Genomic DNA, 15,473 nt, shown 5'->3' with positions numbered 1-15,473 from the left:
TGTTTGAACACATGGTATATTTTAACTGATTCTATATATAATTTCAACTTTAACCTAAATGTAGTGATTGTATATAAAGAGTTTTATTTTCTTATTTGTATTACACACACAAAAAAGAGAATCCTTTTTTATAAAAGAATTCTCTTTTTAAAACTTATCTTTTTTATTCATTTTATTACTTTATCTTTTACTTCATCACTTTTACTATTGCTGTTACGGCTTCTGCTCTTGTAGCATTTCCTTGTGGTTTTAATTTTCCATCTGGATATCCTTGGATAATTTTTTTACTTACTAGTGTGCCTATAGCATCTTTTGCCCAACTAGATATATCTTTACTATCTATAAATACTTGTATATTTTCTTGTTTTACCAATTTTGAAGCTTTTACTAGCATTACTGCCATTTGTTCTCTTGTTATTATTTCATCTGGTCTAAAGCTTCCATCTTCATACCCTGATACGATACCATATGCTGATGCTGTAGAGATTATATCTTTTGCCCAATGATCTTTTATATCTGTAAAGACTTTTCCTTCTTTATCTTGTAGTTTAAATGCTTTGATAACTACTATTGCAAATTCTGCTCTTGTAATATTTTTATCTGGTTTAAAGGTTTGATCTGAATATCCACTGATTGCTTGTTTTTGTATTAATTCTTTGATAAATCCTTCTGCCCAGTGTCCATTCACATCTTTTAAATCTACTTTTGCTTCTTGATCTACTGGCTTTTTGATTTCTTCTTGTTCTTTTTGAACTTTTGTTACTAATACTGCAAATCTTGCAAAATGTTTAACTTGTCCACTTACTTTACCTTTTTCAAAATCTACTTTCATATTTTCAAGCTCTACCCATTGTTTATAATTTTCATCATAGTAGCATATACTAATCTTTTCTTGATTTTTATCTATGCTTGATTTTTCAAATGGTAATGTAATAGTAATAACTTTTTTGAAATCTTTATTTTTATCATTTGTAATTTCATATATAGAGCTTACTAATTTTTCATTGTCTTTTAATTTTAAATTAGATACATTTTCCTTCTTTTCTATTTTTACATACATCTCTTCGTCTATTGCATCCTTTGGTATTTCTATGACTAAATTATATTTTTCTACTTTTGAATCCTTATCTTTTTCTACTTTTATTCCACTTGGTAGTGATGAACCTCCTCCTCCACCGCCACCAGAGCTACCTATTGATGATTTAGCTTTTTCATAGATCACACTGTATTTTTTTTCTACTTTATTCCCTGCTTTGTCTACTCCTTTGATTATGATTATATTCTTTCCTTCTTGTAATGTAACAGAATATTTTTCATCTTGTTCTATTATTGTTTTTTCGTTAAAGATTACTTTAATGCTGTCTTCGTGATCTTTAACATATGCTTTAAAGGTTAGTTGTGGTTTATTTACTTTCATATCATCTGTTAAACCTTCTACTATTATTTCTAGATTTTGTGGTTGTTCTGGTGTTTCTGATTTTTTGATCAACTCTTCAATGGCTTTATTTATAGCTTTCACCTTTGCGTCTACTTCTTCTTGTGTTGTCTCTGGCATTTCTAATACTTCTTTTAAAGCTTTATAACTTTCTTCTGTGTAATATTTTTCATCTTTAGTGCTTGCTATTTTTTTTGCAGCATTTAGTGCTTCTTTATTTATTTCTTGTTCTTTTACTATCTTTTGAGCAAAGTATTTACTAAAATGAGTCGTTTCAAATGTTACCATTTTAGTAGTAAAATCATATACTCCACCCATATTTTCTACACTTTCATCCTCATTTAAGTAAAAGGCTTGTACTACTTCTTTAGCTTTAACTTCTCCATTGTACGGTATAGATACTTGCATAGGTTCATTAAATTGAGTTATTTTTTGCTCTCCTATTTTTACATTTAAATCTACTACTATACAGCGCTTTGGTACTTTATTTTTTTCAAAAGTTGTTAAATCATTTCGATTTATTATTCTTGAACTTAAAGTTATTTTTTCATCTTTTTGAATCCATGTGTTTGGTGTTACATTAAAGATTGTATTTTCTGTTTGAATAGCTACTTTTTCTATCTTATTTTCTTTTACTATTTTCATCATATTAGCTGGAAGTATTACTTCTACTTGTTCTTTCTCTACTTTTGGTATTTGTACAATCACTTTATTTTCTAGTAAAGTACCCTCTATACCATTTGATTTTAATTTTTCATTCATTTCTTTTACTGTATATGATGTGTCTTGAGACATTTCTTTTATTATATCTACATCTATTTGTGCTATAGCTTTATCTTGTTGTACTTTTACTAGCTTTTTATCCAATTCTTTCACACTAACTTTTTGTACTGCTTTTTGTGCTATTTGGATTGTGCTTTCAATAACTTCTTTTCCATTTTTATTTCCTATATTTTCAATTAATTTACCAGCAGCATCAATCATATCCCCTGCCACTTTATTCATTTCTTTTGTATCATTTACTTTATCTATTGCTTTTATTGTAACTTTTATATTTTTATCTACTGCTTTGCTTATTTCTTTTTGATCACTATCTTTTGATAATTTTTCTGTTGATTTTACTAAAGAATTTACAATTTTTATACTATCTTTTGCTACTGCTTTGGCTCCTTCCTCAGTAATAACTCGATCTGCTGCTTTTTCAATAATCTTTACAACATCATTTACCTCTTTTACTATATTTTGTGCATCTTTTTCTGTTTTCATTTCATTCACTTTTTTATCTAGCTTATTTGCTACCTCTTTTGTTGCATTTATGATATCTTTTTCGCTTGAATTTGGATCTATCACTTTAGAATATTCTTTATCATAATCTTCATTTGAAATATTATCTTCTCCATCATCTAAAACTATATTTCTTTCTACTACAATCTTACAATATGGTCTTGAAATATCTCGTATGCTTTCATTCATTCTTTCTGCTGACAAATAATAAGTTCCTGCTTGATTGAATTTTAAAATAACTTTTCCATCTTTATCTGTTTTTACAAATTCTTCATTCCATTTATATTTTTCATTGTTTACAAGGATTGTTGCATCCTGAATGGATGTTGTTAAAACATTTCCACTATCCATATCATAATGACTTCCTTGAAGATTTAGTACTACGTCTTGTCCTGTTTTTGTTTTGATTTGTTCCTTATCAAACCAAGCATACCAATAATTTGTATGATCTTCAGCAAAAAACCATACTATACTATCTCCATCATGAATAGAATATTCGCTTAATCCACGATTTGCAAATTTGTGATTTACATAATACATCCAACCATCTTTTCCTTCGTTGACTGTATTCATTTTTAATCCATTAATCATAGTAACAAAATTGTAATCTGAATTTTTACAATCATATGATATGCCTTTTTCTTCTAATGTTTTTATTGTCGGATGAATAGCCATATAGTTTTTATAGATTCTATCAATACCATATTTGTTCAAATCTAAATCACTTTCACTTAGATATACTTTTGTTGGTTGAATCATTGTACTTTTATTTCCTTCTACTCTTACATTTACTTTGATAGATTTATTCTCTGGCGGTGTAACATTACCGTTTTCATCAGCTAAAGTTTTGACTTTTAATATATCGCTAAACTCTGATTCATTGCCTAAAGTATCTACTGCTTTTATTTTATATTGATAAACTTTATTAGGTTCAACTGTTTTATCTATATAAATATTGTTTTTAGAGATAGCTATTTCTTTATCAAAATGATCTCTAAATATTTTATAATGATCAATTGCTGATGTATTCTTTGTAGAGAATTTTAAAGTTACTTCTTTTGAAGTGACTTTCTCACAAGTAACTGAAACTTTTGCAAGTGGGTTTTGGTCTTCTTCTACTTTATCTAATACTTCTATTCCTGATACTTCTGAAGATACTTCTCCAAACATACCTGCATCCATTTGTACTGCTGTATATACTTTTACAAAATCTACTTCATCTAGGTCTATTTTATTTCCATTCTCATCTACTGCCCAGTCAATATTCATTTCATCTCCACCTGGTGTTACATCTGCATATCCCCATTGTGGAGTTCTTGTATTGATACGTATTCCACTTAGTGTATATTCATTTTGGTTAATATGTGGAAAGTTTTCTTTTGATGGATAATAAGCTTGTTTATGATCACTGTTTTGTTTGATTACTCCACTATTTCCTTGATTATCTATCCATTCTACATCTTTTGCACTTTTTGGATTTTTATAAGTTACTTGATAATTTTTTATAGTTCCTTTTTTGTTGTATTCTGATCCTGATAAATAGTACCACGTATCATCTGCTAGTCCATTTTTATTTTCATCCTTCATAACAGCTATGCCAGCAGGTTCTTCATTACCTTTAAATGCATTTCCATATACTTTAAAATCACAAGCTCCTTTTTTATTTTTAATTGGATGATCAAAACCATATACAATAGATCCTCCAAATCCTCCTAAAGATATCAACCCATTTTTTCCATTTAAAGTTGATTTTGCATCTTCTATCGTTCCAAATTTTGAATTGATAAATTGTCCTGGAGCTGGTGTATACTCTATTAGTTTTGTTGCAAATTTGCTTGATTTTATATATATCACTTTGTATACATTTTGTATTTTCTTTTCTTTGTGTATTGCTTCTATAATAATATTATTTTCTCCATTTTGTAAAAGTACCTTATATTGATGGTCTTTATCTGGTTTAATGACTATATCCCCAAGTTTTACTATAATATTTACTTCTTGTTCTGAAGCTTTTGCTGTAAATACTATTTCTTCTTTATTTACAATCATTTGATCAGAGATTCCATCTACAATAAGCTTTAATTCTTTAGAAATTTCACCTTCTATTTCATCCCATCTTGGAACTTTTCCTTCCATTCCTTCTGAACTATAGTACCAAATAATTTGATCTCCATCTTTTACAATAGTTTTATCTGCATATTCGTCACTTACTTTTCCGTTTAAAGTAAACATCCAGCCACCCATACCTTTGTTTTGGATGCCATATATTTCTGTAACAAATCCACCTATGGCTTTATATAAAGTAGTAGTAGCTTGTAATGCTCCAAATGCAGTAAGTCCTCCATTATGCTCTTTTGTACTAATAGTCACTTGTTGTGGTTTAGAATATGCTACATATTTTCCGCTTTCTGGTACAACAATAGCTGTATAAACAGTACTAGTCTGTTCTGGTTCTTGAATCTCACTTGATATTTTTACATCTTTTACATAGTAATTTTCATATCCAGCTTCTTGTAAGTCTATCAATGTATACAATGCTTTTTGTGTAGCTTCTATCCATCCTCTATTGTTTATACTTTCTCCTTTTTGATTATCAAAGGAGTTATTTTCTTTCCATAGTATAAACAATGCATCTATTGGATTTTTGCCTGACTTCATCCATTTTTGTGATTTTAAATCTTCTTCTACTGATAAAAGTCCTCTCACTACATCTGCATGATATCCTGTAATATATACGTTATCGTATAATCCTCCATCTTCTTTTTGGATAGATTGAAGATAAGATACAGCCTTATTAATACTTTCTTCTACTCCTTCTATATCTTTGTGCTTACTTAATGCAAGCAATGCATCTCCTGTAGTTCTAGGATTTGATATATTTTTTCTTAGTGCAAATCCTCCATCATCTGTTTGATTTGAAATAATCTTTTTGATAGTTTTTTCTATACTATATACTGCCTTTTGATCTGGATATTTTTCATTATATTTATCCAAAATTGTTACAGCATTGATATATTCATTTGGATTTGTACTTTGATCCAGCTTATCTACAATTTCTTGTACCAAATTCTTTCCTTCAAAATCTTTTGGATCTTTTTGTATATCTAATAAAATAGATACTTGCGTAATGATACTAGATAGATTTTTTAAGGTTGTATCATACTTTGTAGTATGTTTTATATCTGTACTCCATTTACTTAAATCTACTCCTGCTCTTTTTAATGTTGCTGTTTCTAAGGCATTTAAATTTCCTTGGTTTTGTATAAAATAATCTGTTTGATAGTAGGAGTTTACTGCTTTAATGAGCTTATCAATTCTTTCTTTTGATGTGATCTCTGGTCCATCATTTTTGATAGCAAGTTTTTCAAACATAGATTCGTGATTATAAAGATCTACTAAAGCTGCAAATGCTTGATGAGTTGAATCAGCATGTAAATATGCTTCTCCTTGTCCTCCACCTTTTCCATAACCACATTTTTCTGGATTGTCTTGTAATATTTTATTTTTTAACAACCCATCCAACATAGTTTGATCATTTTTTATCCATTCTTTGCTATGTATAGGATCAATACCATTTGCTATCAATGCTTGAATCACTCTACCTGTTGCTATCGTACTATTTTTTAATCCTAACGATCTTGATTTAGTATCAAATCCACCATCTTCATTTTGTTTAGATTTTAAGAAATGTATTAAATTTTTAATTGTTTCTTTTACTTCATCTATATCGTTATGTCTTGATAAAGCTGTTAAAACTAAAGCTTCTGTTGTAACTTCATTATAAGTTTTAGAATCTTTATCATTAAGCATTTGAATAAGTCTTTTTACTGCTGCTTCTTGATCATATTTTCCATCTGCCATATCAAGGGCTATGATAGAGTATGCTAAAGCTTCAATAGAGTTTTGATCGCTATCTTTTAGTATAAATTCTCCTTTGTTATCTCCACTTACCATTTGTGAAGATACTAACTCATGAACAAAGTTTTTCACTTCATCCTTTTCGATCAATGCACCTCTTGGATCTAAGCCTGCACCGATTAAACACATAATTTGTTTTGATACAAACTGAGCTCTATCTGCTTTTTTATTTTCAGGTATTTTATTTTGTATCAATTGTTTGTCTAATCCTGATAAATTTCCTGATAAAGCAGATAAATAATCTAATATTTTCTTTTGTTGATACGCTTTATTTAAAAATTCTATTTCTTCTTTTATTTTTTCATCTATTTCATCATCTACATCATTCTTAATTTCAATAGAGTGATACATAGATTTATTTTTATATAAATCTGCTAGTGCTGCAAATGCCGTTTCTGTGCATTTAAAATCATCAAATATCTCTTTATTTGGTGTCGAAGGCAATTGCTCATTATATTCAAATCCACCATTATCAAGTTGACGATCTAGTAAAATTTGTACCATGTTCTTTCCATTTTTGACCCACTTCATAGGATCTATTTTATTTGCAACAAGTCCTTGAATAACAGTCCCTATAGCAAATGGATTGTTTTTATAACCACCATGGTCAAATCCACCATCTTCATTTTGATTATCTTTAATATAAGTAATACATTCCTCAATAGTAACTTTTACTCCATCTATATCTTTATGCTTAGACAAAGCAGTAATGGCTAATGCTTTTGTTTCAATTTCTGTATACAGACCATCCTTTTGATATTTTTCATCTTTCATCATATTGACAAGTCTATTTACAGCTTGTTCTACATTATATTTTCCATCTGCCATATCCAGTGCCATAATAGATAAAGATAAAGTAACTACACTATCTTGATCTGTTGTTTGTTGAACTATAAATTCTCCGTTTTTCTTTTGCGCCTTCTCAAGATTATGTACATAGTTTTTACTTTCTACAATATTTCCTTTTTCATCCTTTAGATTATAATCTCTAGGATTTTGTCCTGCTGCTATAATTTCCATTATATTTTTTGCATAATGGATTGCATAATCTTTTCTATAAAGTCTTAAATTTGACGCTACTTTTTGTTGATCTACATTAAATTCTTCTCCTATATGTTTGGAAGCTAATGCTGCCATATAATCATAAGAGCCATGTTGATCATAAAAAGCTACTAATTTATCTATAGCTACTTTTACATTCAAGCTAATATCTTGACTTTCAATAACTTTTACTGTGATTTCATCAAATACATCTTTATTTTCTTGTAATGTTACTTTTACTTTTCCTTCTCCAATTTGTAATGCCTTTATTTTTCCATCTTTAACTTCCACAATCGTAGAAGTTAAGCTCTCCCAAATTATCTGTGCATTTTTTACTAATACATTGTTTTCATCAAAAGCTTGTACCTCTATAGATTTTTCTTCTCCTACAAAAAGATTTAAATTCTCTGAGTTAATTTTTATACTCTTTGCTTTTCCTGCTGGTACATATTTTAACTCATGATACATTGATTTATTTTTAGCTAAATCTCCTAATGCTGCTAATGAATACGATGTTGCAGGTTTTGATTTAAACGTTGAAGAAGGTTTTGATTTAAACTGCTCCCCATCTTTACATGATAAAATAGCATCTAATAGAGTAATTTTATTTCCGTATCCATCAATTTTTGTCCATTCATCTGAAAATGGATTTTCACCTATTGCTATTAAAGCTTGAATGACAATTGCAGTATCTGAACAGCTTTCAATGAATCCATTTTCATCTTGTTGTTCTTTTAAATATTTTTTAATTCCTTCTATAGCTTCTTGTGCACCTAATTTTTCTTTATGATTAGAAAGAGCAATCAATGCATAAGATGTATCCTCTATAGCAAATCTTCCTGCTATATAGTATTGGTCATTATCCTTTGTAATCTTTCCTATTAAAGCATCAATAGCTTCTTTTTCTTCATAGCTTTCTCCTGCCATATCAAGGGCAATGATAGCTTTTGTTATAGATCCAGCATTAGAATCATTATAAAACTTAGATTTATCATTTAAAATAAAATCTATATAGTTTTTACCTTTATAATTTTTAGGATCTTCATTTGTTGCAATAATATTAATAATATTTTTTGCATCATTTTCGAGATTTCTATAGGAATAAATATTCTTTTTAGAACTTATGTCACTTATATTCTCATCTGTAAATCTAAGTCCTAAAGATGTGATAAAATCATATGAATCTTGTTTGTTAAAATATTCTTTTACATCATGAATGGCTTCATTAATTTTTTCTTCATTTGTTTTTCCTTTAACAATTGTTAAAGTTACTTCACCTTGAATTTCTTGTCCATCTTCTTTTTGTACAGTTCCTGTTATTTTGATTATTCCTTCTTTTAGAGCTGTTACAATACCCGATGAATCAATACTTGCTAAATCATTAGGAGCAACAGTCCATTCTACAGGATAGTTTTCAACAGAATCATCATCTGTATCATATACCTTTGAATTGATTTTTATCTTTTTACCTTCTTCTATTTCTTTAATATCTTGATCTACAGATACTTCTATTTTGTTAGGATTTACAGTAATAATCTTTAATTCAAAAGTATTTTTAGCACTTTTAAAATCTTTCACCATAGCCGTAATAACTACTGTTCCTGAACCTATAGCTGTAACTTCTCCTGTGTTTGCATTTATCGTTGCAATAGCTGGATCACTTACAGACCATGTAAATTGTTGAGAAGGTACAAGCTTACCGTCTTTATCTAATGCTTTTGCTGATAATTTTAATTTTTTTCCTATCTTGAGCTCTTTTTGATCGTTTTCTGCTTGAATCTCTACTTTTTCAGGGTTTCCTATTTGTATCTTTATTTCTTTATACATAGATTTACCCGTATAAATATCTGTCATAGCTGCAAAAGCTAAAGCTGTAGCTTTGTCATCTGTAATAAAATCAGATTTTTTTTCTTTAAATTTATTTTCTTTTTTAAATGTTAGTAGTCCATCTAGTAGTGAGTTTCCATTTTTCTTAAACTCATCTGAAAAAGGATCTTCTTCTATTGATAAAAGAGCTTGTATAGTAACTGACGTAGCTTTACAATTATCTTCTAAATATCCATTACTTCCAGATGGTGCAGTTATTGCGCCTTCTTTACTTTGATATTTTCTAAGATATATTTTACATTCTTGTACTAGCTCTTTTACTCCATCTATTTCCATGTGATTAGACATAGCTATCATTGCCATAGCTGTCATTTCCATTTGATTATAATTATAGCTTTTATCAAAATATTTGCTATCTTTATCTGTCTTTGCTGTATTTTGTAAAAAGCTTATTGCTTTTTCTTTATTGTATACTGCACCTGCCATATCTAATGCTATAATTGGTAAAATCATATCTTCTGCCTTTGTTGGATAAGTAAAGCTACTACCTATTTTAAAATATCCTGTATCATTTTGAGATCTTGACAATTCTTCTACATAATTATGTCCCTTATAATCCCTTGGATCTAATCCTGCTGCAATCAACATCATTATATTTTTAGCATAAGCATTAGGAGTATATAAATTATTATCTATTTTAATTTTTTCTCCTATTACTTTTTTGTCTTCTCCTATATAACTTAAACCTAAAGCCTCTATCTCAGAATATTGTGATTTATCTTGATAGAAACCTTTTACTTCATCTAATACATCTTTTGCTATATCATTAATTGTAACAACTTCTATATTACAGATTTCTTCTATTCCTTCACATAAAGCTTTTATACTTGTATTTCCCTTTGATAAGCCTGTAATTTTTCCTTTTTCTATTTTTACAAGCTTATTTTCATCTTCTACGCTCCATATAATTTCTTTATCCTTTATTTCTACTTCATCTTGATCAAATACTTTAGCAGTAATTTCAATAATCTCATCTTTTTTGATTTTAATATCTTTGATCTGTTGATCCTTTAAATAAATTTTTATAAAAGATGGCTTTGCATCTACTACTTTTATATTTATAAATCCTTTGATAGAAGCATTTTCTTCTATTTGTGCTGTGATAATTGAATCTCCTTTTTCTTTTGCTGTAACTACTCCTTTTTCAATTTCTAAGATATTTGGATTAGAACTTGTCCATTTTATTTTTTGTCCTGTTACCAATCTATCTTCATTATCTAGAACCTTAGCTTGAAGTTTTATGCTCTTTCCTTTGATGATTTCAGTTTTTTCTGCTTTAATCTCAATTTTAGATGCTACATCTCCTAGCTTTATTTTTAAAGCATGATACATAGACTCATTTCTATCCAAATCTGCCAAGGCTGCAAAAGCTGCTTCTGTAGATTTTGTATCTGATGGAGCCTTCCATGCACCTTTTCTAAATCCTCCATCTTCATTTTGATATTCCATCAATACATCCATTATGTTTTTTTTATTTTTTACATAATCTCCAGTTAATGGATCTTCTTCTACTGCAATCAATCCTTGAATTACTTTTCCTAATGTTTCTGGGTCAGTTGAATAATTTCCAAATCCTCCATCATTCTGTTGAGATACTTTTATATAATTTACACATTTTTTCAATAAATTAGGAACTCCTACATGATCTTTATGATTAGACAAAGCAATCATAGCTAAAGCAGTCTGTTTTAAATCAGCACTACTAGTTCCCTTTATATAAGCTTGATCTTTTTTTATTTCAAATTTATTTTTTAAAGCTTCTACTGCTTTTTCTTTATCATAGTCTGCACTTGCCAAATCTAATGCTAGTATAGAATAGGATAATCCATCTGTAAGAGTAGTAAATTCTCCTGTTGGTTTTTGCTTTTGTGCAAGAACATCTACATAATTTACAATATCTCCTTTATAATCAAAAGCTCTAGGATCATGATCTATAGAAATAGCTTCCATGATTCCCTTATAGCAATTAAATTCATTTTTAGGTTCATATTTTCTTAAATTGTTCTTAATAATTTTTATGTCTTCATTTAAGTTTTTACTTGAATGACGATATGCCATAGCTGATATGTAATCTAATGATTCATTTTTATAATACTCCTTTAATTTTTCTAGTGCATCATCAATCTCACTTTTATAATTTAATGTCTTTGGTTCTTCCATAAGAGGCTGTATTTCAACCTTTTCTATCACCTCTTCTACTTCTTTTTTGTAGCCATTCTCTTCATAGACATCCTCAGTTGTCGTTTTCTCTTTTTCATATACATGATCTGTTACTGTTTGTTGTCCATAAACATACATTAAATTGTCAATCCCTGGTATATACGAAAAAAACATTGCAACTGCTAAAAGTATACTAATAGATTTTTTCATGACCGTCCTCCTTTTTTATTGTAATTTTGTTTTCATTCTTCTTCTCCTTTCATAATAATAAATAAAAGCAATAGGAAAGTCCTAATTTTTATTTTATTAGGACTTTTTGTATAAATGTTCCCTTTGTGATTACAATCATTTTATATAACAAATTTGTCGAAAATTTATCTGTCAAAGGGTGAAGTTTAAAATAAAATCACAAAAAAACATCTATACTTTTCTATAAAAAAGCCTTGACTTCCTAATGAAAGTCAAGGCTTTTTTAACATAAGTACATTTCACTTATATTTATATTTTCTTATTTTACCTTGCATATCACCTTTCCTCGGAAGGTTAAATGCTACACTTTTTAGGCAGGTCTCCTGACTTGTGGATCAACGCTTTCCTTTACCTTCCCAGTTTCCCAGTGGTATATCAAAGGTAGCTTCCCACTTACAGTGGCCGGACCGTTTAGGATTTTCACCTAATTCCCTTTTTCATCTTTGATGTATACATCAAAGAACCTAAAAAATAATATGTAATTTTATATAAGAATCTATTCAAATATAATTTTATTCATCTCTATAAATATTATTTCATATTCTAGTTTCTTTTTCAACCAATATGTTACATATTTTTAAAAATTTTCTTTATATTCTTCCATAATATAAAACATTATTCAATAAAATTTATATTTTTTATCATAATTACTCATGAAATAATTCTTCTACTCTATTATATGTTTTGATATTTTTATTACTGAATTATATTTATTTTCTTGATCTACTGCTTTAATGATAAGTGTATTTTTTCCTTTTTTAAAGGTAACATTGTATTGTCCACCTTGTTCTTTTATTATTTTATCATTAAGAATTACAACAATACTACTTTCATTGTCTTTTGCATAAGCTTTAAAGCTCATTTTGGGTTTATTAACTTTCATATTATGATTTAAACCCTCTACTACTATTTCTATTGGTTTTTCTTCTTCGCCTACTAATGCTTTATCAAGGTGTAACAAAGCATCATCTACACTTTCTTGACTGCCTTCCATATTTTTTAGTACATCATAGGCATGATGATATGCTTTTAATACTAATGTATTGGAAAGAATCTTATTTTTAGCCCAATCACTGTTAATCTCAGCAATTTTTGCTGTTAAAGCATCTTTATTAGCAGGAGTAATATAAGGATCTTCTCCCATAAAATCTGTACCTCCAAGATCAGCACCAAGTCCATATACAGTAAACTGACATCTAATAACATCTCCATTCTTTGGTATATAATTTGAAAAACCATAATTAACAATTTTATTATTCACAGAATACATCCAACCAGACATAGAAGTATAGTCAAATTCTCCAAGCCACTCTTCTTCTTTTTTTGATCCTATTTCTTTTTCAACTTTATCTAAAATATATTGTGGAATTTTAACTTGACTTTTATCATCATCTCTTACTTTAGCTAGATAAAATTCTCGATCAATTTTTCCTGTATGTTTATAATTTCCTTCTCCTATTAGCCTTGTTATCATTTTTGCTCCATTATCGCCTTTATTCAAAGGCATTTTTATTGGCTCTTTGTAGTATCCTTGTCCTAAAGTAAATTTCTCTATAGATATAGTTACATATTCTTGTTCTACTCCTTCTTTTTTCCCATTTTTCTTAGCTTTATTAAACGTTTGTGTAGCTATGTTTAATAAAGCTAGTGCATTGTCTACCTCTTCTTGTGTAGCATTTGCTTTATAAGATATTGTTTGAGCTTTTTTTATTTCAGTTACATAATCTTTTACATCTTTTTCTGTTACCCACACATCTTTTAATGATACATCTTGTCCCTCTACACTTATGACTACTGAATCTTTATTTTTATTAGCTACTTCTATTGCCTTAGTTAATTCTTCTTTATTTATTTCTGGTTTTGATGTGTCATCTTGAAATTTAATTTGTCCTAATCTATACCAAGTTGAACTTTGATGAACCATGTCACATACAGCTATTGCGGCTTGCTTTGTTGCCATACCTACAGATCCGCCATCATCTAATTTCCATCTAAAAGAACCATCTCTATTTTGATATTTTAAAAGAGCATTTACTGGGGTTTTTCCATTTACTGCCCAATATCCATTTGCATCAACAACATTCTCTCCGATTGCTACCAAACCTTGAATTGCACAAGCAATACTATTCGAATTTTCTTGATCCCACTGACCCTTTCCACCAAAGGCCCCATTATCTAACTGCATACTCTTTAAGTATTCTTTAGCTTTTTGAATACTTTCTTGTACTTCTTCTCCTTTTGATTTTGATAATACAATCAATGCCCAACCTGTATTATCAATATTACTAAAAGATCCAAAGCTTCCGTTGTCATTTTGTTCTTTTATTAATGCTTCAATAGCTTTTTCTCTATTTTCTTCATTCCATACACCTACATCTACCCCTAATTCTACACCTACATCTAAAGCAACTATTGCCCATACTGTTTTACCTATTGTTCCAAAGCTTCCTTTTTTATTTTGTTGAGCTGCTAATTCAGCAAAAAGATTTCTATTTGTTTCGAATGCCTTTGCAGGATTTTTACCTACTCCTAACAAACTAAAAATATGATGAATATGATCGTTACCACCAACTGTAGCACTAAAACCTGGATCTTTCTTTTTCCACGAATAATTTTTCCATGGAGATTTTTCAAAGTTTTCTCCTGCTGCCCATAAAGCAACAAAGGCTTCCCAATCATCCATTGGCATTGTAGGTTGATTTTTTCTATAATATTCAACCACTTTATTTAGTGATTCTTTAGTTTTAGTCATATTTTCTTCTTTGGAAATTTTTAAAACTTCATTTTTTGTAATATCTTGATTTAACCCTTCATCTGCCCAGACGCATATCGAACTAAATACTGAGAAAATCATGATAAAGCTAAGATATAAAGCTAACTGCTTTCTCCATTTTTTATTTGACATTTTTTCACTTCCTCCTTATTCATATTATTAAAAAATCATCTTCTCCATAAGAAAAAATGCTTTACATAAACTACTATATATTTTAAAATCATAAAATATTTTATAGTAATGTCTTTAATCTTCTTATCCTATTCACAAGAAATAACATCATCTAAATTCCATTATAACGTTACCATATTTTTCATTTTAAAACAATATGTTCCGTTTTATAATCTATAATACAAATTATAAATATACAGTTTATACTTTTTTTATTTTTTATCTAATTAAAAACACTAGCAGATGCTAGTGTTTTTAATTTATTGTATAGATTGATAGAGTTTATAAAGCATTACAGCACCTTGAGCTCTATTGGCATTTTGTTTTGGCATAAGTGTATTATCTGGCATTCCATTTATGATTTTTTCCTTTACGCATAATGATACATTCTCATCTGCCCAAGGAGCTATATTTATTTTGTCACTAAACCTTTCTAATTCGTTGACATTTGCTTTTTCTTTGCCTTTTTGTGTAAGTACTTTTCCAATAATCGTTGCCATTTCTTCTCTTGTAATGTTTCCATTTGGATCAAATACAGTAGCACTTCTTCCACTG

General features: G+C 28.8%; 3 protein-coding genes and 1 riboswitch. All 3 genes read right to left on the bottom strand.

Annotated features, from left to right (window positions below):
- Positions 1–187 precede the first annotated feature (187 nt).
- On the bottom strand, positions 188–11,935 hold the full coding sequence (locus EK368_RS07665; RefSeq protein ID WP_129598137.1) for an S-layer homology domain-containing protein: 11,748 nt from the start codon (positions 11,933–11,935) through the stop codon (positions 188–190).
- Positions 11,936–12,270: 335 nt separating this feature from the next.
- Positions 12,271–12,457: riboswitch (cobalamin riboswitch) on the bottom strand.
- Positions 12,458–12,641: 184 nt separating this feature from the next.
- Entirely contained in the window at positions 12,642–14,879 is a 2,238-nt protein-coding gene (locus tag EK368_RS07660) for a prenyltransferase/squalene oxidase repeat-containing protein (RefSeq protein WP_129598135.1), read from the bottom strand.
- 299 nt (positions 14,880–15,178) lie between these two features.
- Positions 15,179–15,473: S-layer homology domain-containing protein (locus EK368_RS07655; protein ID WP_165000371.1), on the bottom strand; the 295-nt coding region annotated here is incomplete at its 5' end.

The sequence above is a fragment of the Anaerophilus nitritigenes genome (assembly GCF_004138215.1).
In the GTDB taxonomy this organism is placed as follows: Bacteria; Bacillota; Clostridia; order Peptostreptococcales; family Thermotaleaceae; genus Anaerophilus; species Anaerophilus nitritogenes.
This window is presented reverse-complemented; position numbering and strand designations above follow the sequence as displayed.